22 protein-coding genes are annotated in these 18536 nt (G+C 59.1%); all 22 read right to left on the bottom strand.

Annotated features, from left to right (window positions below; all coding sequences use genetic code 11):
* Positions 1–3 precede the first annotated feature (3 nt).
* Positions 4–540 (bottom strand): Holliday junction resolvase RecU, encoded by a 537-nt coding sequence (locus ISF27_RS03695; protein WP_194609198.1) that lies wholly within the window; start codon positions 538–540, stop codon positions 4–6.
* A gap of 28 nt (positions 541–568) precedes the next feature.
* On the bottom strand, positions 569–1648 hold the full coding sequence (locus tag ISF27_RS03700; RefSeq protein WP_194609199.1) for an RluA family pseudouridine synthase: 1080 nt from the start codon (positions 1646–1648) through the stop codon (positions 569–571).
* Positions 1649–1657: 9 nt separating this feature from the next.
* Positions 1658–2224 carry an O-linked GlcNAc transferase-like protein gene (locus ISF27_RS03705; RefSeq protein ID WP_194609200.1) on the bottom strand — a complete coding sequence of 189 codons (567 nt, stop codon included), beginning with the start codon at positions 2222–2224 and terminating at the stop codon, positions 1658–1660.
* The gene (locus ISF27_RS03710) at positions 2211–3011 is read right to left on the bottom strand and encodes an SDR family NAD(P)-dependent oxidoreductase (RefSeq protein ID WP_194609202.1); all 801 of its coding nucleotides are present in this window, start codon (positions 3009–3011) and stop codon (positions 2211–2213) included. The genes ISF27_RS03705 and ISF27_RS03710 overlap by 14 nt, the downstream gene beginning before the upstream one ends.
* The gene (locus tag ISF27_RS03715; RefSeq protein WP_235986004.1) at positions 3008–3703 is read right to left on the bottom strand and encodes an HAD family hydrolase; all 696 of its coding nucleotides are present in this window, start codon (positions 3701–3703) and stop codon (positions 3008–3010) included. The genes ISF27_RS03710 and ISF27_RS03715 overlap by 4 nt, the downstream gene beginning before the upstream one ends.
* A gap of 108 nt (positions 3704–3811) precedes the next feature.
* A complete protein-coding gene (locus ISF27_RS03720) occupies positions 3812–4444 on the bottom strand; it encodes a vacuolar family H+-ATPase subunit H (protein WP_194609204.1) in 633 nt (210 codons plus the stop codon).
* Between the two features lie 58 nt (positions 4445–4502).
* The gene (gene coaD / locus ISF27_RS03725) at positions 4503–4988 is read right to left on the bottom strand and encodes a pantetheine-phosphate adenylyltransferase (RefSeq protein ID WP_194609206.1); all 486 of its coding nucleotides are present in this window, start codon (positions 4986–4988) and stop codon (positions 4503–4505) included.
* A gap of 2 nt (positions 4989–4990) precedes the next feature.
* Positions 4991–5554, bottom strand: coding sequence for a 16S rRNA (guanine(966)-N(2))-methyltransferase RsmD (gene rsmD, locus ISF27_RS03730; protein ID WP_194609207.1), 564 nt, complete (start codon positions 5552–5554; stop codon positions 4991–4993).
* Between the two features lie 186 nt (positions 5555–5740).
* Positions 5741–6109: a YraN family protein gene (locus ISF27_RS03735; protein ID WP_194609701.1), complete on the bottom strand. Its 369-nt coding sequence runs from the start codon at positions 6107–6109 to the stop codon at positions 5741–5743.
* Positions 6099–6773 (bottom strand): ribonuclease HII, encoded by a 675-nt coding sequence (locus ISF27_RS03740; protein WP_194609208.1) that lies wholly within the window; start codon positions 6771–6773, stop codon positions 6099–6101. The genes ISF27_RS03735 and ISF27_RS03740 overlap by 11 nt, the downstream gene beginning before the upstream one ends.
* A 57-nt stretch (positions 6774–6830) precedes the next feature.
* Positions 6831–7730 carry a ribosome biogenesis GTPase YlqF gene (gene ylqF, locus ISF27_RS03745; protein ID WP_194609209.1) on the bottom strand — a complete coding sequence of 300 codons (900 nt, stop codon included), beginning with the start codon at positions 7728–7730 and terminating at the stop codon, positions 6831–6833.
* Between the two features lie 204 nt (positions 7731–7934).
* Positions 7935–8282: a 50S ribosomal protein L19 gene (gene rplS / locus ISF27_RS03750; protein ID WP_194609210.1), complete on the bottom strand. Its 348-nt coding sequence runs from the start codon at positions 8280–8282 to the stop codon at positions 7935–7937.
* Between the two features lie 203 nt (positions 8283–8485).
* On the bottom strand, positions 8486–9256 hold the full coding sequence (gene trmD, locus ISF27_RS03755; RefSeq protein ID WP_194609211.1) for a tRNA (guanosine(37)-N1)-methyltransferase TrmD: 771 nt from the start codon (positions 9254–9256) through the stop codon (positions 8486–8488).
* Between the two features lie 11 nt (positions 9257–9267).
* Entirely contained in the window at positions 9268–9798 is a 531-nt protein-coding gene (gene rimM / locus ISF27_RS03760; RefSeq protein WP_328701495.1) for a ribosome maturation factor RimM, read from the bottom strand.
* Positions 9799–9850: 52 nt separating this feature from the next.
* The gene (locus ISF27_RS03765; protein WP_194609212.1) at positions 9851–10081 is read right to left on the bottom strand and encodes a KH domain-containing protein; all 231 of its coding nucleotides are present in this window, start codon (positions 10079–10081) and stop codon (positions 9851–9853) included.
* A 26-nt stretch (positions 10082–10107) separates the two neighbouring features.
* On the bottom strand, positions 10108–10347 hold the full coding sequence (gene rpsP / locus ISF27_RS03770) for a 30S ribosomal protein S16 (RefSeq protein WP_194609214.1): 240 nt from the start codon (positions 10345–10347) through the stop codon (positions 10108–10110).
* Positions 10348–10484: 137 nt separating this feature from the next.
* The gene (gene ffh / locus ISF27_RS03775; RefSeq protein ID WP_194609216.1) at positions 10485–11873 is read right to left on the bottom strand and encodes a signal recognition particle protein; all 1389 of its coding nucleotides are present in this window, start codon (positions 11871–11873) and stop codon (positions 10485–10487) included.
* Positions 11874–11885: 12 nt separating this feature from the next.
* The gene (gene ylxM, locus ISF27_RS03780; RefSeq protein WP_407926051.1) at positions 11886–12236 is read right to left on the bottom strand and encodes a YlxM family DNA-binding protein; all 351 of its coding nucleotides are present in this window, start codon (positions 12234–12236) and stop codon (positions 11886–11888) included.
* 312 nt (positions 12237–12548) lie between these two features.
* Positions 12549–13328, bottom strand: a complete 780-nt coding sequence (gene codY, locus ISF27_RS03785; RefSeq protein ID WP_194609218.1) for a GTP-sensing pleiotropic transcriptional regulator CodY — start codon at positions 13326–13328, stop codon at positions 12549–12551.
* A gap of 211 nt (positions 13329–13539) precedes the next feature.
* Positions 13540–15639 (bottom strand): type I DNA topoisomerase, encoded by a 2100-nt coding sequence (topA, locus tag ISF27_RS03790; protein WP_194609220.1) that lies wholly within the window; start codon positions 15637–15639, stop codon positions 13540–13542.
* Between the two features lie 3 nt (positions 15640–15642).
* On the bottom strand, positions 15643–16815 hold the full coding sequence (dprA, locus tag ISF27_RS03795; RefSeq protein WP_194609222.1) for a DNA-processing protein DprA: 1173 nt from the start codon (positions 16813–16815) through the stop codon (positions 15643–15645).
* An 8-nt stretch (positions 16816–16823) separates the two neighbouring features.
* A complete protein-coding gene (locus ISF27_RS03800) occupies positions 16824–18359 on the bottom strand; it encodes a YifB family Mg chelatase-like AAA ATPase (protein ID WP_194609224.1) in 1536 nt (511 codons plus the stop codon).
* Positions 18360–18536 lie beyond the last annotated feature (177 nt).

Here is an 18536-nt window from a genome sequence, read left to right on the forward strand (position 1 = left end):
AAGTCATTCCTTTCTATTTTCCAGGTCCCGCGAAAGCGGTTCCAGATAGTGGACCAGAATCTCGCGGACACTGCGGATCCGCCAGCTGCGGTCGATCTCCGCATAGGTGAAGCTCTTGCGCCCGCCCTCCTTCATCCGTTCCCAGAAGCGGAGGAGGCCGGCAAAGGGCAGATAGTACATTTCCTCCCGGGCGGTGTAGTAGAGGATGATGAAGGCGATGCCGCCCTGTTCCTCGAACTCCCGCATGAAGGCCACCTGGTGCTCGTGCACGTTCTGGAGGGGAAAGGTGTCCGCCGCGCATTCCTTGGCGTCAAAGCAGACCGGGACGCCCTGGACGACGCCGATGTAATCCACCGTGCTCTTCTGGTCAAAGTAGGCGAGCGTGATATGGCGGCTCGCCTTGTCGATACTGACGGGGGTGATCGGTGTCGGAATCTTCTGGATGAGCGCCAGCTTCTTCTCCCGGTAACAGGTGTTCGTATGGTTGATCAGATCCTCCAGCGTCGACCCGCGGAGCCCACGCCCGTTCCATGTTCCCATTCCTCATCCCCCGTTTCCCGGTTTTCGCTCACTGCACCCGCTCCAGCGCCCGGATGACGCGCGCGAGCGGTTCCGGAGCCGGTGCCCCGAACTCCCTGCCGGAGAGCGCCTGAAGCGGCTCCGGCAGATTCTCCGGCATCACGAGCCTTGCCGCGTGGAGCAGCTGGAAGCGGACGCCGAATTCGTCACGGAGTTTCCGGTTAAACGCCGGATCCCCGTACTTCGCGTCCCCGCCCACCGGATGGCCGATGGAGGCGAGATGCGCCCGGATCTGGTGCGTCTTCCCCGTGATGAGCTCGATCTCCGCGAGCGTCATCCCCCGTCCCGCCCCAAGGGGCTTTACCCCGGTGAGAATTCGTCCTGCTCCGGCAAAATATTCCCGCCGGATGTGCACCCGGTTTTCGGCATCATCTTTTTTGAGCCACCCGTCCAGGCGGAACGGCCTCATGAGCGTGCCCCTGACGACAGCGAGATAATATTTCTCCAGCTCACGCCCTCGGAGGAGCTCCGAGAGAACCTGCAGGCCGCGGATACTTTTTCCCGCCAGGACGATGCCGCTGGTATTCCGGTCGAGACGGTTCACCGCCGCCGGGCGGAACGCCGCGGAGCCCGCGGGGTCATAGCTCCCGGTCTCCTTGAGATAGTTCAGGATCACCTCATTCAGGGAGATATCCCCCTCGCTCGCCTTCTGCGTCAGCATGCCCTGGGGCTTATTCACGATGAGGACATGGGCGTCCTCATAGAGAATGTCCGGCACGGGTAAGCCGGGCTTTCCTTCCCCGCGGGCAGGCCAGGGCTGCCGGCGCGCTCCTCCGCCGCCCGCCGGTACCCGGACGCAGGCGGCCGCCTTTCCGGACGGCGCGGGCGCGGAAGCCACATCCTTCGAGCCTCCCATGAATTTTTCCAGCGTATCCTCCGCGAAAAAGACGCGGATCTCATCGCCAGGCTCCAGGATCTCCGTCCCGGTCATCTTCCTGCCGTTCAGCGTGATATTCTTCTTGCGGAACATCCGGTAGAGGAATCCTCTCCCGGCAGCAGGAAGGACCTTCTCAAGATAGCGCGCGGACCGCTGCCCCGCCTCCTGCTCCCTCACCGTGAATCGTCTCATACCCTCTCCTCACATGCAGAGGCTTTTCAGCGTCTTTGCCGCATAATCCAGGCTGCCGTCGTCCTCATAGGCGGAAGCCGGCTTGAGGGTATTGATCCTCCGGTCAAACAGCTTCTTCTCCACAAAGATATGAAGATTCGGGTCAAGCTTCACCGACTGGAAATAGGCATTCAGGGATTTCTCCGCCTGCGCGGTCTTCGCCTTCGGGTTCGTGCAGTAGCAGTAAACGCCGGTTGGATGGACGACCGCAACGTCAACCGGCATCACCGCTTCCCTGGTCGTAAGGATCAGGTCATAGAGGACGGGAAACCGCTTTTCATATTTCTGGTACATCGCGTGTGTGGATTCCGGCGTGCCGCGCCATTTCCATGACGCGATGAGCGGCGTCGCGTAATTGGCCATCGGGATCGCCATGAACACCGCCGACAGGGTGGACAGCATGGCGGCGGTTCCCTCGGTCCTGGCCCGGATGATCACCAGCACGGCGATCACGGCAAGCATAGCCCCGACGCCGGCCAGTCGTTTTGTCCGGAAATATTTCCGGTAGCCCATTTCTCCCTTTTCAACCTTCTTCACGAGACACCTCCACAGTCTCCGGGGATACCCGGTTCCATAGGCGAAGAATCACACTGTGCGGGACAAGCTTGCAGAACACCCGGAAAGCCTTCATCGGAAGGCCGTAGGTGGACACCGCCTGCCCGGCGGTCATATCGCGGATCGCAAGGCGGACCACCCTCTCCGGCTTCGCCATGATGAGTTTCTTGTAGATCGGCACTTTCCCGTACGTCTCGGCGATATCAAAGAATTCCGTCTTCACCGGCCCGGGGCAGACCGCAGTCACGCCGATGCGGCGGCTCCTGAGCTCCACCCCGAGGGCACGGCTGTAGGAGAGGACAAATGCCTTGGTCGCCGCATAGATCCCGAATCCCGGCTGTGGAAGAAAGGCCGCGGAGGAGGCATAATTGAGGATTCTTCCCCCGTCATCCATGTAGGGAAGGACAATCCGCGTCACCGCCGTGAGGGCGCCGATATTGAGATCAATCATCCCCCGCTCATCCTCCGCCGGAAGGTCTCCGATCTTCCCGATCTTGCCGAAGCCCGCCGCGTTGACCAGGATTTTCACCTCCGGCTTCTCCTCCCGGAGCTTCCCCGCGAGCAGGGAAAGCTCCCTGTCCTTCGCGAGATCCATCGGGAGGACCTTTGCCCGGCAGGTGAGCTTCCCCGCCAGCTGCCAGAGGCGGTCCTCCCGTCGAGCAATCAGCCAGATCTCATCCAGTCCGGAAAACCGGTCAGAAAGTTCCAGCGCGGTCTCGCGACCCATCCCGGAGGACGCGCCGGTCACCACGGCAATTCTCTTCTTCATAAGCCCTCCTTTTCCAGGGAATCCAACAGCTCCGGAAATCCCGTAATGCTGTAATCCGCCAGACGCCGGATTTCCTCCCGGTCCGCCTGGCTCGCCGGATCATCCACGCTGCAGACCCGGGCACCGGCCGACTTCCCGGCGAGAATCCCGGAAGCGACATCCTCGAAAACAAGGCATTTCCCGGGGGAGATGCCGAGGTCTCCGGCAGCGGCGAGGTAAATGTCCGGCGCCGGCTTCCCGTTCGCGACATCATCCCCGGTAATCACCGTGTCGATCCGGGTGTCCAGGGAGAGCGAGCGCATCACCGCCCTGACCAGGCGTCGACCGTTGCTGGTCGCGATGGCCGTGCGGATATGATTTGCCCGGAGATACGCGAGAAACTCGCCTGCTCCCGGTTTCAGCGGCACCTCATGCGCGTACTTTTCCTCAGACATCGCAATCCAGTCCCGCCCGATCTCCTCGAGGGAATCCGGGAGATGAAAACGGTCCTTAAAATAAGCGGCGGTCTCGTCGAAGCTCATCCCCTCAATGGCCCGCCGGAGATCCCCCGGCACGGTGTATCCCTTCTTTCCCAGATACTCCACGTCGATGGCTTCCCACATCCACATGGAATCAATCAGCGTGCCGTCGAGGTCGAAGAGCACCCCGCGGATGCCGGAGAGCATGGCTGCCGGCGCATTTCCCTTCTTCATCACTTTCTCCCCGCACTACCCGAAGAAAGCCGGATAGATGGCTATCCGGCTTTTTCTAAAACTTCAGTTCAACTCAGCAGGACTCCGGGCAAAACCCATACTTCCTGCTCACTGCGCCTGTCCGTTCGCGCCATCCGCGGCGGGCTCTGCCCCTGCCGTCTGGTCAGTGACGATGCTGCCGGCAAGCTCGTTGCGGTTGGAATTCACAATCTGCATGCTCGACTCCAGCGAATTGGAAAATGCGTCAAAGCGGTCTCTGGCGTTGTCCATGGTATTTCCGATGATGGTCTGGAGGCTCGCCAGCATATCGTCGGCATACTTTATGGAGCTCTGGCGGACATTGTTGGCATCCTTCACCGCATTGTCCACGATCTGCTGAGCCTGGCCCTGCGCGTCCGCGAGCAGCTGGTTCGCCTGGTCGTAGGCCTTCCGCATGATCTCATGTTCGCTGACCATCTGGTTCGCCTGGTCCGTCGCCTTCGCGATCACATCGTCCGCCTTGGACTTGGCCTCATTCACCGTGCGCTCCGCCTCATCCTTGGCCTGGTTCAGGATATTGTCCTGGTTGCTGATGATCTTCTGATACTGCTTGATCTCCTCCGGAAGCCTCGCGCGAAGCTCAGCGAGAAGTTCCTCAATTTCTTCCTTATTGACAACGATCTTCGTATTGGAAAATGCCTGGGGCTTGCAGCTCTCGACATAATCTTCGATTTCGTTGATCACCTGCTCAATCTTGCTCATGACGTTCGTCTCCTCACTATCTCCCTCAAAATCTTCTCCCGGCCTTGTGACCCTGGGGTCATTTCTCCGGTGCAAACTTGGCTCTCACCAGGCTCGCAATCTCCGGGTCAAGAAACGCCGAAAGCTTTCCCCCGTACATGGCAACTTCCTTCGCCATGCTGGAGCTCAGGTAGGCATATTTGAGATTTGTGGTCAGGAACAGGGTGTCAATTTCCGGGGCGATGACCCGGTTCATCTGGGCCATCTGCAGCTCGTACTCAAAGTCGGTCACCGCGCGAAGGCCGCGGACAATGACGCTCGCCTTCTCCTCCCGGGCAAATTCCACCAGAAGGCCGTCAAAAGCCTTCACCTCGACATTGGGCAGATTCCTGGCTACATGCCTAATCATATTAACACGTTCTTCCTCGGAAAACAACGGAGATTTTGCGCTGTTGCGCAGAACGCCGACGATCACGCGGTCAAAAATCCGTGACGACCGCTCAATGATATCGTAGTGCCCGAGCGTGACCGGGTCAAAGCTTCCCGGATAGATTGCTGTCGACATGTTTACTCCTCCCCGCCGCGCTTCAGGAACTCGTGGCGGCTGGTTTTATAGATCTTCTCCCGGACCAGGTGGTAGCCCATCTCCTCAAGATAGCTGAAATCGGTCTCCCTGGCGGCCTCGACGATGATCATGGTGTTTTCTTTGACCAGGGAACTGCCCCGCAGCCTCTCCAGCACATCCTTTTCCGTCTCGTGCCGGAATGGCGGATCCATGTAGATGAAGTCAAAGGTGCGCCCCTCGCTCTCCAGCTTCCGGATGGCGGACATCACATCCCCGAAAATCAGCCTGCCGCTCTCCGTAAACTTTGTCGTCTCCAGATTTTTCCGGATGCAGGCACAGGCCTTCCGGCTGGCATCCACGAGAACGGCGCTCTCCGCGCCACGGCTCAGGGCCTCGATCGCAATCGCCCCGCTGCCGGAAAACAGGTCGAGAAAGGTACTCCCGGGGATGTCCCACTGCAGCATGTTGAACAGGGTCTCCCGGATTTTATCCCCGGTCGGCCTGGTCTCCAGGCCCTCCGGGGCAACCAGCTGAAGGCGTCTCGCGCTTCCGGCAATCACTCTCATAAAGCTCTCCTTTTATTCTTCGCATGATAATTCATAGCGATTATACCCTGTTCTCTGCCCGCGCACAAGATTTCTTCCGGAAGAACCAAACGATCCCTCCGCCAGCACGGTTTACTTGCCGGAAAGGCACCCCTGCGGCCCGCCCGGCTGGCCTTACTCCGCGCGGAAGGTATCCTGAGGCCCGCCTTACTCTGCCCGGAAGGCATCCCGGATCAGCCGGTAATTCCCTCCGAGGATGGCAACGACATCGAACCTGAGCGGGGTCTCCTCCGGGAAGCCGTGCACGAGCATCCAGATTTTTGCCGTTTCGAGAATCCGCCTCTGCTTCTTCAAGGTCACTGCCTCTGCGGGATCACCGCTCCCTGAGGATCTCCGGTACTTGACTTCAACAAAACAGAGCACCCTCCCTTCGGTGGCAACGATGTCGATCTCTCCCCGCCTGGTATAGTAATTCCGGTCAAGGATACGGAAACCCTTTTCCGTAAGCCACAGCGCTGCCCGCTCCTCCCAGAGCGTCCCCACGCCGCGCCTTCCGCCCCTGTGCTCATTCGCCATCAAAATCAGGATCCTTCCCCGGCCAATGGAGATTTTTCAGGAAGGTCAGCCGGTGGATCGGGCAGGGGCCGTACGACTCAATGGCCTCCCGGTGTTCCCTCGTCCCATAGCCCTTATGCTTCGCGAAGCCGTACTGCGGCCACAGCTTATCGTACTCCTCCATCAGCCGGTCTCTCGTCACCTTCGCCATGATGCTCGCGGCGGCGATCGAGACACTCAGCGCGTCGCCGTGAATGATCTTTACCTGCTTTTCCTCCGGAAGTCCGGGAATGATGACCGCGTCATTGAGGAAAATGTCCGGCGTAAGCCCGAGCTTTTCCACAGCCCGGCGCATGGCCGCGTAATCGGCCTGCAGGATATTGATCTCATCGATCTCCCGGCTGTCCGCAAGGCCAACCGCCCAGGCGCTGGCTTTTTCCCGGATTTCCTCATAAAGCGCATCCCGGCATTTCGGCGAAAGCTTCTTGGAATCATTCAGCCGGAGGATCGTGAGATCCCGCGGGAGGATCACCGCGCCCGCGCACACCGGCCCGGCGAGCGGGCCGCGCCCCGCCTCGTCAATCCCGCAGATGAGAAAGGAATCCGGATACCGGTTCTCGAATTCCCGCATGGCGGCAAGGCGCGCGAGCTCCTTCTCGAGCCTCTCCCCTGTCATTTTCCGCATGGCTTCTCCTTCCCGCGGCAGGGATCATGCCGCAACCCGTTCCCGATGTCTTTCTGCTCAGACGGTCGCCTTCTCCAGGGTGATCCGCCCCATCTTTGCTGCTCGAAAATCATTCAGCATGACCGCGGCAATCCGGTCATAATCCACATTTCCGCCGCCCCGAAGACAGCCCCGGGCGCGAGCCTCTCGCTCCATGATCCGGAGATACGGCGCATTCTCCGCGTAGTCGCCGGCCATCAGTTCCGGCATCTCATCCCCTCCGTCCTCCTCATCCGTGCTTTTCCGCCATCCGGCGAGAAGCGCAGGATATTCCCTGGTCATGAATTTCAGAAGTTCAAGGGCGAGCTCGCCGGAATCCACCACCTGGTCGCTGATCGATCCGAGAAGTGCAAGGCGCACGGAGACCTCCGGATCCTCAAATTTCGGCCAGAGGATGCCGGGGGTGTCAAGAAGCTCCAGCGTGCGGTCAAGGCGGATCCACTGGTTCGAGCGGGTGACCCCGGGCTTATTTCCCGTCTTTGCCGCGCTCCTCCCGGCGACGGAATTGATCAGGGTCGATTTCCCGACATTGGGGATGCCGCAGACCATCGCGCGGACCGGACGGTTCAGTATGCCCTTCCGGCGGTTTCTCTCCATCCGCTCCGCCGAGACTTCGGTGACCGCCCTGCGGATCGCCTTGACATCCCGGGGATTTCTCGCATCGCAGAGCACGGCCCGGATGTTCCTGGCCGCGTACCATTTCACCCAGGCATCGTTCTCCGCGGGATCCGCCATATCCGCCTTGTTGAGGAGAATCAGCCGATCCTTCCCTGCCGCCATCCGGTCAATATCCGGATTCCGGCTCCCCAGGGGAATTCTCGCATCAGCGAGCTCGATCACCAGGCTGACCTGCTTGAGATCCGCCTCCATCTGGCGCCTCGCCTTTGTCATGTGTCCGGGATACCACTGAATATTCACGGTGCACCTCCATCCGCAAGCGGCATTTTTTGTGCTCTTCCTGCCTTTGCCGGGCAGTGTTCAGCAAATCTGCATCAATCGCGCTAAACTCGCGCTTCGCCCGCCAAACTCGCACTTCGCCTGACGGGCTCGTGCTCGTTCCGTGCTCTGCATAAGAAAAGAGGGACAATCTTCATTGTCCCTCTCCCTGTCAAAGACGCAAGATCAGCGGATGGTCTCCTTAATCTTCGCAGCCTTACCAACTCTCTGTCTGAGGTAGTTCAGCTTCGCACGGCGAACCTTACCGCTTCTGACAACCTCGATAGAATCCACGGACGGAGAGTGAACCGGCCATGTTCTCTCGACGCCGACGCCGTTGGAAGTCTTTCTCACGGTGAAGGTCTCTCTGGCACCGCCGCCCTGTCTCTTGAGAACAGTACCCTCGAAAATCTGGATTCTTTCGCGGTTGCCCTCTCTGATCTTCGCGTGAACTCTCACGGTGTCGCCGACACGGAACTCCGCAACGTCCTTCTTGAGCTGTGCGTCTTCAATCTTCTTGATAATCTCGTTCATTGGGGTAAACCTCCTAAAAACATTTGATGTTCTTAATACAACGCTGTGTATCAGCGGACCATCTCTTTATTTTACGATGTTTAATCATATCACAAGTTTTTCTGCCCCGCAAGTGGAATTTTCGCAGCTGCTCAGCACAGGCCCGGGCAGACTGAACAATCGAGGACTGCCCGCGTATACCGAACAGTTGCAGCAATATCCGTTCAGTCCGGATGGCCTTCCGCGTTTTTCTCCCGGAGTAGCTGCTCGAGATATTGTTTCTCCCGCCGGTCAAGAACCGCATGCTCCAGCAGATCAGGTCGGTGCTCCAGCGTGCGCTCAATCGAACGGTCCCGCCGCCACTCATCAACCTTTTTGTGATCTCCGGAAAGCAGCACCTCGGGCACCCGGTGCCCCTCAAAAACCTCGGGGCGGGTGTACTGGGGATATTCCAGGAGGCTGTCGTGAAATGTCTCAAACTCCGCGGAGACATCATTATTCAGGACGCCCGGAACCAGCCTTGCAATACAGTCAATCATGACCATGGCGGGCATTTCCCCACCGGTCAGGACATAGTCGCCGATGGATAGAGAATCAGTCACCGTCATCTCAAGCGCGCGCTCGTCGATCCCCTCGTAATGGCCGCAGAGGAAGACCAGATCCTCCTCCTTCGCGAGCTCCTCCGCAATTTTCTGGCTGAACACACGGCCCTGCGGGGTGGTGTAAATCACGCGGGGGCATTTTCCAGAGAGGGCCGCCACGCGGGAGGAAACGTCCCGCACACAGCGGACCACCGGCCCTGCCTCCATGACCATGCCGGCCCCCCCGCCGTAGGGGTAATCGTCCACGTGGTGGTGCCGCAGATCATTGGAATAATCGCGGATGTTCACGGCCTCCACGCTGATCGTGCCCCGGCTGATCGCCCTGCCGGTGATGCTGCTGTTTAAGCCGCCGAGCACCATCTCCGGAAACAGGGTAAGTACATGAAATCTCATCGCGTCCCCTTTTACAGATCCAACAGCCCGGGGAGGATGTGCACCGTGATCCTCCCGGCTTCCGGATCAACCTCCTTCACGCACTCCTCCGTCACCGGAAAGAGATGGTCCCGATGGTCAGTGTCCGATTTCACGACGTAGACGTCGTTGGCCCCGGTCTGCAGGACATCCGAGAGCACGCCGAACTTCTCCCCCTCATCGGTCCAGACCTCCAGGCCGGCCAGGTCGCCGATAAAGTACTCGCCGTCCGCAAGGGGAATGGCTTTCTCCCTCGGGATCATGAGCTCCGCCCCGTGAAGGACCTCGGAATCATTGCGGGAATCGATGCCGCCGAGCTTCAGAATCACCATGTTTTTAAAGTACCGGACATTCTCCACCGGAAGTGTCCGGCGGCTGCCCTTGTGGACGAGGATCACCTCATCGAGATCCTCAAATCGAGCCGGCTCGTCCGTGGTGGGATAAACGTTGAGTTCCCCCTTCAGGCCGTGGGCGGAGGCCACAACGCCGACGCGCAGATAATCCAGCATAATCTCTCCCTTCACAGCTGTCGCCTGTACAAAAAACCGACGGAAGAATCCGCCGGCTTACCATTTCTCAGTCCTCAATATCGACCGTGACTTTTTTGTCACTGCCCGATGACGCAGCCTTGACCACCGTGCGAATCGCCCTGGCAATCCTTCCCTGCCTGCCGATGACCTTGCCCATATCGGAAGGCGCCACACGGAGAGAAACAACAATCTCCTGCTCTTTCTCCGTCTCCGTAACCACGACATCATCCGGGCTGTCAACAAGAGCTTTGGCAATAACCTCGACAAGCTCCTTCATATAGCCCTCCTTAAACTGACGTCCTGTTACTGGATTCCCGCCTGTTTTAAGAGCTTGGCAACGGTCTCGGTCGGCTGTGCGCCGTTCGCAAGCCACTTCTTCGCGGCCTCCTCGTTGAACTTCACTGTTCCCGGATCGGTGTTCGGATCGTAGCTGCCGACTTCCTCGATAAATCTTCCGTTTCTCGGATAACGGGAATCCGCAACAACGATGCGGTAATACGGAGCCTTCTTCATACCGATTCTCTTCAGTCTCATCTTAACCATGGTTCAATTTCCTCCTGAACAATTGAAAATTATGAATGTTTTGGTAACTATACCGGGTTTTGCCGGTCATCTTGTGCCGCACCGGACAGTTATCTATGATAGAACACCGATTTCCTGGGAAATGGTGACACCATCTGTCAGAATTTCATGCCTTTCTTTCCGAAAAGCCCGCCGAGGCCGCCCATGCCGCCAAATCCGGGCATGCCGCCGCGGCGTCCGCCTTTCCCCATCATCGCGGGGAACTGCTTCATCATCTTCCGCATCTCGCCGAACTGCTTGACCAGGCGGTTCACTTCGGCCATGTCAACACCTGCCCCCTTCGCGATGCGCTGCTTCCGGGACAGGTTGATCAGGTCCGGGCGGCTTCTCTCCTCCTTTGTCATCGAGAGGATGATCGCCTCAACTTTCGCGAGATTCTTCTCATTTTCCTCCAGATCCAGATTTTTCAGCTGGCCCATGCCGGGCAGCATCCCCAGGAGGCTGGACATCCCGCCCATCTTCTTGATCTGGTGCATCTGGTCGAGGAAGTCGTTATAGTCGAACTCCGCCTTGCGGAGCTTGCCCGCCATCTCCCTGGCCTTCTCCTCATCGACCACCGCGGTGGCTTTGTCGATCAGGGTGAGCACATCGCCCATGCCGAGAATCCGCGACGCCATGCGGTCCGGATAGAACTGCTGGAGGTCATCAAGCTTCTCGCCCATGCCGACATAGAGGATCGGCTTTCCGGTGACAGCCCGGATGGAAAGCGCCGCGCCGCCTCTCGTATCACTGTCCAGCTTGGTCAGGATCACGCCGTCCACACCGATCTTCTCATCGAAGGTGCTGGCGACATTGACCGCCTCCTGGCCGGTCATGGAATCGACGACCAGGATCGTCTGGTCGACGTGGACGGCCTTCTTGATCTCCTGGAGTTCCGCCATCATCGCCTCATCGATCTGGAGACGGCCCGCGGTATCCAGGATCACCAGGTTGTTCGCGTTCTTCTCCGCGTGCTCCATGGCTGCCTTCGCGATATCCACAGGGCTCATCGACGTTCCGACCGAAAAGACGGGAACGCCGACCTTTTCCCCGTTCCGCTGCAGCTGCTCGATGGCCGCCGGCCGGTAAATGTCTCCGGCAACCAGGAGCGGCCGCCTTCCCTTCGCCTTGAACTTTCCAGCGAGCTTCGCCGCGGTTGTGGTCTTGCCGGCGCCCTGGAGGCCGATCATCATGATGACCGTGATCTCATTCGCGGGCTTCAGCGCAATCTCCGTCGTCTCGGAGCCCATCATCGAGACCAGCTCCTCGTTGACGATCTTGATGACCATCTGTCCGGGATTCAGGCCGTTCAGCACATCCTGCCCGATCGCGCGCTCCTGTACCTTCTTATTAAAATCGCGGACAACCTTGAAGTTGACGTCTGCCTCAAGGAGCGCCATCTTCACTTCCCGGAGTGCCGCCTTGACGTCCGCCTCGCTGAGGCGTCCCTTCCCGGTCAGATTCCGGAAAACATTCTGCAGCTTTTCCGCAAGACTCTCAAATGCCATGCAAATCCTCCGTTATCCTTCGTCAAGAATTCGGCCGGCCAGGCGGCCGATCTCCTCCGCGAGAGAGGCATCGCCGGTCTCGCTGATCTGCCGGGCGAGATTTCCGATCTCTTCCGTGAGTTCCCGGGTCCGCCGGAATTTCGCGACAAGCCCGAGCTTATCCTCATAGTCCTGAAGGATGCGGTCGCAGCGCCGGATGAGATCATGCACTGCCTGCCGGGTCACCCCCTGTTCCTCCGCAATCTCCGCGAGGGACATATCATTCAAGACGACATCCTCGTAGACCGCCCGCTGATGCGCGGTCAGGAGCTGTCCGTAGAAATCATAGAGGATTCCCTGCTTCACAATCTTCTCCAAGTTCATCACCCTGGCTATGGTACAACAGCCGGAGGAAGCTGTCAAGCATTTTTTCTTTACACCTCACCCGGCGCTCAAAAAAATATCACTGTTCAGCCCCCGCATCTCGCGAAGCTTTGCTTCGCTCGATGTGGGGGGGCCGAGCGCCTGCGGCGCTTGGCTGCATGCTGGGGGATAACCCGCAAAACTGCCTGCAAGCAGTCGTTTTGCGGGTTATCCCCCAGCATGCACTGACCAGTAACAAAAAAATCCCCGCGGCTCTTCACCGCAGGGATCTGGCGGAGGTTTCCCCTCCGGCCCTGATCGCTTTCTCTCTGCTCACTTCTTCTCCGTGTTCATGGCCTTCAGCTCGTCGAACACCGCATCATTCAGAACCTTGATGTATGTGCCCTTCATGCCGGAAGACCGCGACTCAATGACCCCGGCGCTCTCAAACTTTCTGAGCGCGTTCACGATCACGGAGCGGGTGATGCCGACGCGGTCGGCAATTTTGCTCGCCACGAGGATGCCCTCGGAGCCGTTGAGCTCCTCAAAGATGTGCTGGATCGCCTCCAGCTCGGAGAAGGAGAGCGTGCTGATCGCGGATTTGACAATCTGGATCTTCCTGGTCTCCTCCGCATTCTCCTCATTGACGGACCTCATCATCTCCAGGCCGACAACCGTTGTCCCATACTCACTCAGGATAATATCGTCGATGTCATACTGGGCGCCCGACTTATAGATAAACAGGGTACCAAGCCGCTCACTGGAGATATCGATGGGCGTGATGATCGCCTGATAGCGCTCAACATCCTCCTCATCGAAGCCGAGTGTCTCCAGGTTGACATTCTCCTTCGTGGACAGAACGCTTAAAAGCCTCTCGTTCAGCTTATGGTCGATGAATCCGCCCACCTGGTCATCAATGAGTTCATGGATCTCCTCAATTCCGGGATGGCCAGCGACACCCAGCACCTTGCCCTTGCGGCTGATCACCAGGATATTCGATTCCAGGATGCCGCTGAGCACCTCGCAGATGTCGTTAAACACAACCTTATGAGAATGATTATTGTGCAGCAACTTGTTAATCTGACGTGTCTTGTCCAGAAGTTCTACGCCCACTGCCTTTACCTCCTTGAAATTGCCAAATGATTAGTCCCGAAAGGCATAACTAGAGTTTGTCCTTCTTCATTTGAATTGTATCACACTTTATCATTAAGTTCAACAGATTTCTGTCTTCTTTGAAAGCACAAAATAATTAAACTGTTTGCCATAATCTTCGACAAATCAACACTATGATGACAAACAGTTAAAGTTTTGTGAATGTATAAACTTAATCACTTTCATTGACGTCGGAGCGAATTGTGTTCATTTTGACAAAACCGCATTCTTTGTTGGAGCAGAGGAGCTTATTGCCCTTTTCGACCATATAGCTTCCGCATTTCGGGCATTTCTCCACGGACGGCTTTGCCCAGCTCATGAAATCACAGTCCGGATAGCCGGAGCAGCCGTAATATATCCTGCCCTTCTTGGATTTCCGGATCACAAGATCCTTCCCGCACTTCGGGCACGGGACGCCGATCTTCTCGAGATATGGCTTGGTGTTTCTGCACTCCGGGAAGCCCGGGCACGCGAGGAACTTCCCATGCGGCCCGTATTTGATCACCATTTTCCTGCCGCAGAGTTCGCAGACCACATCGGTCTCCTCGTCGGCGATCTTCACCGATTCCAGTTCCTTCTCCGCCCGCTGGACCGCGGCGTTCAGGTCAGGATAGAAATTCTCGATGACCGTCTTCCAGCGGACTTCCCCCTCGCCGATCCGGTCGAGCAGGTATTCGACGTTTGCCGTGAATTTTGTATCGACAATGGTCGGAAATTCCCTGACCATGATCTTATTGACCACATCGCCGAGCTCGGTGACAAAGAGATTTTTCTTTTCCTTCACCACGTAGCGCCGGTTGAGGATCGTCGTGATGGTCGGCGCGTATGTGCTCGGACGGCCGATGCCCTCCTCCTCAAGAGCCCGGACCAGGCTGGCCTCGGTAAAGTGTGCCGGCGGCTGGGTAAAATGCTGTTCCCCCTCGAGAGATTTCACGGTGAGGCTCATCCCTTTTTCCAGCTTCTGGGTGAGCTCATTTTTCTCTTCCTTCTCGCTGTCGATGGTGTAGACCGAGAGAAAGCCGTCAAAAGCCAGCCGGGAGGCGGACAGGGAAAAGATATGCCGCCCCGCGCTGATCTTAACCTGGGTCGTCTCATATTTCGCGGGCTTCATCCGGCTCGCCGTGAACCGGTTCCAGATCAGCTGGTAGAGACGGTACTGGTCGCGCTGGAGCGAGGCCTTCACCATCGCGGGGGTCAGCGTGATATCCACAGGCCGGATTGCCTCGTGGGCATCCTGGATTTTTACATCATTTTTCTTTGCCGCCACATGATCGCCGATATAGCCTTCACCGAAATTCTCCGTGATATAGCTGTGCGCCGCGGCATCCGCCTCGGCAGAGATTCTCGTGGAATCCGTCCGGAGGTAGGTGATGAGGGCGATGGTACCGTGTCCGGCAACCTCGACGCCCTCGTAGAGCTGCTGGGCAAGACGCATCGTCTTTGAGGTGGAGAAATTGAGGCTTGAGGCGGCCACCTGCTGCAGCGTGCTCGTCGTGAACGGGAGCGGCTGTTTTTTGATCCGCTCGCCGTTCTTGACCTCGGTGACGGTGAAGGAAGCGCCGCGAAGCTCCGCCTTCACCGCCTCCACTTCACCGGCGCTCTGAAGAACCGCCTTCTTCCCATCCGCCCCGTAATAATGCGCGGCGCAGGTCCTCCGGGACCCCGGCGGCATAAGCAGGGCATCAAGGCTCCAGTATTCCTCCGGAATGAAGGAATTGATCTCGTTCTCCCTGTCGCAGATCATCCGCAGGGCAACCGACTGCACGCGCCCGGCCGAAAGGCCGCGCTTCACCTTAGCCCAGAGAAGCGGGCTGATCAGGTAGCCTACCAGGCGGTCCAGCACGCGCCTTGCCTGCTGGGCGTCCACCAGGTTCATATCGATCTGCCGCGGATTCTTGAGAGAAGCCTTGACCGCGTTCTTCGTGATCTCATTGAAGGTGATCCGCATCACCTTCTTGTCTGACAGCTCGTCCAGGCGGAGCGCTTTGGACAGATGCCAGGAGATCGCCTCCCCCTCGCGGTCGGGGTCGGTTGCCAGGTAAATGTTGCTGGCCTTCCTGACTTCCTTGCGAAGCCTTGCCAGGGTCTCTCCCTTCCCCCGGATGGTGATGTACTTCGGCTCGTAGTCATTCTCGAGATCAACACCGAGCTGGCTTTTGGGCAGGTCGCGGACGTGGCCGCCGGAAGCGTCCACCGTATAGCTGGATCCGAGAAATTTTTTGATAGTTTTGACTTTTGCCGGAGACTCGACGATAACCAGATTATTTGCCATTCGTCAACTTCCTTTTTGATGATAATGAAGCGGGAGGACAGAATTGTCTCCCGTAAGCGCAATCGCCCGGACATAGTACTGGTTCGAGGACTGGCAGACCAGGCCGAGCTGTTCCAGCCGGAAGACGGCTTTCAGGCACTCGCCCTGGGATAGCCCGGTTGTATGGATAAGCTCATCCACACTTTTCGGGCGCAAATCGATTGCACTATACACCATTTTTTCAGGCTTGGCAAGACCGGATGCCGCCTTTTCCTTAAGACTTACGGAATCCGGGCCTTTTGCGCGGGCAATGCCGAAAACATCCAGAATATCCTGAAATGACGTGACGATACCCGCACCGACCCGAATCAGCCGGTTCGTCCCCTCGCTGAGCGGGCTCGTCCGGTAGCCAGGAAACGCCATGACCTCCTTTCCCTGATCCAGCGCAAGGTCGGCGGTGATCAGCGAGCCGGAGCGCTTTCTCGCCTCAACGACAAGGACGAGGTCGGCAAGGCCGCTGATCAGCCGGTTTCTCACAGGAAAATGCCAACGGAGAGGCTCCTCGTCCAGCGGATACTCGGAAATCAGCCCTCCGCGGGCAGGGATCCGGCTGTAGAGCTCCCGGTTCTCCCGCGGGTAACAGATATTGAGCCCGCACCCGAGCACCGCGAAGGTCCTCCCCCCGCTCCTGAGCACCGCCTCCTGGCAGCAGCCGTCAATCCCGAAAGCCATGCCGCTGACGACCTGGATCCCGTTCTCCGCGAGAAAGCTGCCTACCGCACCGGCCTCCTGGCGCCCGTAAGCGCTCGCCGCCCTCGCCCCGATGACCGCGGCACAGGGACGCGCCGGATCCGGGAGGCTTCCGCGGACGAACAGCCACGCCGGGGGATCCGGGAGGCGAGCGAGCTTATCCGGGTACTCCGCGCTTCCGGGCAGGATCACCCGGATGTCCTGGTTCTCCATCCGCCGGAGAACCCCGGCCTCCTCTTCGTCCGTGACGCGCCTCTCCCGCCATCTGGCGAGGGTCACCGGCGCGTTCCGGAAGGCACCCGATGCCTCAAGATCCCCCTCCCCGAGCTTTTTCACCCCGGCAAGGCTTCCGGCATACTCCCGGAGCTTCCACGCGGCTGCCGGGCCGACAAGCGGCATCATGGAAAGCCACACCGCTGCCCTCTCCTCGTCCGTCCATGTTCTCATAACCGTGCTCACCCCTTTCCCCAGTACGTCTTGAGAAAACTGCGGAAAGCCCTTGCCGTCAGCAGCTCCTCCGCCCCAATGTCCTTCTTCTCCCGGAGATCCGCGAGCGTCCGAGCGACTTTCAGGAGCTTCTCCGCCCCGCGGCCGCTCAGCTCATCCTTCCGGATCATCTCCCGGTAGAGCGCTTCCGACGCGGGATCCAGCCGGCAGAAGCGGTCAAGATCCCGCGCGCGCATTTCCCCATTAAAATGAATATTCTCCCCGCGGAACCGCTCCCGCTCGATCTGGCAGGCCGCGAGGACCCGCTCCCGCATCGCCCTCGAGCTCTCCCCGGGCGTCCGCCTTCCCGGCGCCGGGATCTCCTGGCGGGGGACCTCCACGCCGATGTCGATCCGGTCAAGAAACGGGCCGGAAATCCGCCCAAGATAGCTTCTCCGCTGGACAGGCGTGCAGCGACACCGGACGAGATCCGGATAATACCCGCACCGGCACGGGTTCATCGCGCAGGCAAGGAGGACATCCGCCGGATAATCTTCCTGGTAGGAAAGCCGGGAAATGGTGAGTTTCCGGCTCTCCAGCGCCTGCCGGAGCATATCCAGGATGCCCGGGCGGAATTCCGGGAGTTCGTCGAGAAAGAGAACGCCGCCGGACGCCAGGGACAGTTCCCCGGGCAGCGCGCGCATGCCGCCGCCGATCAGGGCGGGCGCAGTGACCGAATGGTGCGGTGACCGGAAAGGCCTTCGCCGGATCAGCGGATTTCCCGGATCCAGGAGGCCGCAGATGCTGTAAATCCTGGTGACCGCCAGGCTCTCCTCCGGGTCCAGCGGCGGGAGGATAGAGGGCAGCCGGCTTGCTGCCATGGTCTTTCCCGTTCCCGCCGGCCCGATATAGAGGATGTGGTGCTTCCCGGCGGCGGCTGCCTCGGAAGCCAGCCTGACCATCGGGAGGCCAAAGAGATCCGCGAAGTCCGGGCCGCCCTCATCCTCGGGCGGGAGAAAGGCCGCAGGGTCAAATTCGGCCGGGACGGCCTTCTCCGGATGGCGGAGGAATTCCATAAGCTCGAGGATGCTGCCGACGCCGACCGCCTCGGCGCCGCGGACGAGCGACGCTTCCGGGAGCATTTCCCGCGGGACAAAGACGCGGGGCCTCCCCTGCTCAACCGCTGCCGCGACACGGGGGAGCACACCCGGCACCGGTTTCACCTGCCCGTCCAGTCCGAGTTCCCCGATATAGGTATAGCGCCCCGCTTCCCGCTCGGGAACGAGCGCGAGACAGGCCAGAATTCCCGCGGTGATCGCGAGGTCAAAGGCGGTTCCGGACTTCCGGATGCCCGCCGGAGACAGGTTGACCGTGATCTTCTTCGGCGGCAGGGAAATGCCGGAGTTGCGCAGTGCTGTCCTGACGCGCTCCTGCGCCTCGCGCACGGACTCCGCAAGATAGCCGACGAGGATAAACCCCGGAAGGCCGCCGGAGATATCTGTCTCCACCGTCACCCGGTAGGCATCCGCCCCGCGGATGCCATAGCTCTCCATGTGTGTAACCAAATAGCCTCCTTTCCCGTCCTGCAGACGCAGGGCGCGGCAGCACAGCCTTTGCGGCAGAAAGTGAGAATTCGCAGAGAATACTGCTGACACCGGCCCGGATCGAGCCGAAGAAAAAAGATCCCGCGAAGCGGGATCAGATAAGAATGCCGTACATCCGGCTTTGTTTTTATTTTAGAA

It is taken from the genome of Clostridium vitabionis (assembly GCF_015351765.1).
GTDB lineage: Bacteria > Bacillota > Clostridia > Lachnospirales > Lachnospiraceae > Clostridium_R > Clostridium_R vitabionis.

Bases quoted from the DNA above. Each gene is read 5' to 3' on its own strand.
- ISF27_RS03740 (WP_194609208.1), bottom strand. From the start codon at position 6,773: ATGCGGAAAATGACAGGGGAGAGGCTCGAGAAGGAGCTCGCGCGCCTT.
- ffh (WP_194609216.1), bottom strand. From the start codon at position 11,873: ATGGCATTTGAGAGTCTTGCGGAAAAGCTGCAGAATGTTTTCCGGAAT.
- rplS (WP_194609210.1), bottom strand. From the start codon at position 8,282: ATGAACGAGATTATCAAGAAGATTGAAGACGCACAGCTCAAGAAGGAC.
- rpsP (WP_194609214.1), bottom strand. From the start codon at position 10,347: ATGGTTAAGATGAGACTGAAGAGAATCGGTATGAAGAAGGCTCCGTAT.
- rsmD (WP_194609207.1), bottom strand. From the start codon at position 5,554: ATGAGAGTGATTGCCGGAAGCGCGAGACGCCTTCAGCTGGTTGCCCCG.
- ISF27_RS03710 (WP_194609202.1), bottom strand. From the start codon at position 3,011: ATGAAGAAGAGAATTGCCGTGGTGACCGGCGCGTCCTCCGGGATGGGT.
- ISF27_RS03720 (WP_194609204.1), bottom strand. From the start codon at position 4,444: ATGAGCAAGATTGAGCAGGTGATCAACGAAATCGAAGATTATGTCGAG.
- trmD (WP_194609211.1), bottom strand. From the start codon at position 9,256: ATGAGATTTCATGTACTTACCCTGTTTCCGGAGATGGTGCTCGGCGGC.
- dprA (WP_194609222.1), bottom strand. From the start codon at position 16,815: ATGAGAACATGGACGGACGAGGAGAGGGCAGCGGTGTGGCTTTCCATG.
- ISF27_RS03715 (WP_235986004.1), bottom strand. From the start codon at position 3,703: ATGAAGAAGGGAAATGCGCCGGCAGCCATGCTCTCCGGCATCCGCGGG.
- ISF27_RS03765 (WP_194609212.1), bottom strand. From the start codon at position 10,081: ATGAAGGAGCTTGTCGAGGTTATTGCCAAAGCTCTTGTTGACAGCCCG.
- ylxM (WP_407926051.1), bottom strand. From the start codon at position 12,236: ATGAACTTGGAGAAGATTGTGAAGCAGGGAATCCTCTATGATTTCTAC.
- ISF27_RS03735 (WP_194609701.1), bottom strand. From the start codon at position 6,109: ATGGCGAATGAGCACAGGGGCGGAAGGCGCGGCGTGGGGACGCTCTGG.
- ISF27_RS03700 (WP_194609199.1), bottom strand. From the start codon at position 1,648: ATGAGACGATTCACGGTGAGGGAGCAGGAGGCGGGGCAGCGGTCCGCG.
- coaD (WP_194609206.1), bottom strand. From the start codon at position 4,988: ATGTCGACAGCAATCTATCCGGGAAGCTTTGACCCGGTCACGCTCGGG.
- topA (WP_194609220.1), bottom strand. From the start codon at position 15,639: ATGGCAAATAATCTGGTTATCGTCGAGTCTCCGGCAAAAGTCAAAACT.
- ISF27_RS03695 (WP_194609198.1), bottom strand. From the start codon at position 540: ATGGGAACATGGAACGGGCGTGGGCTCCGCGGGTCGACGCTGGAGGAT.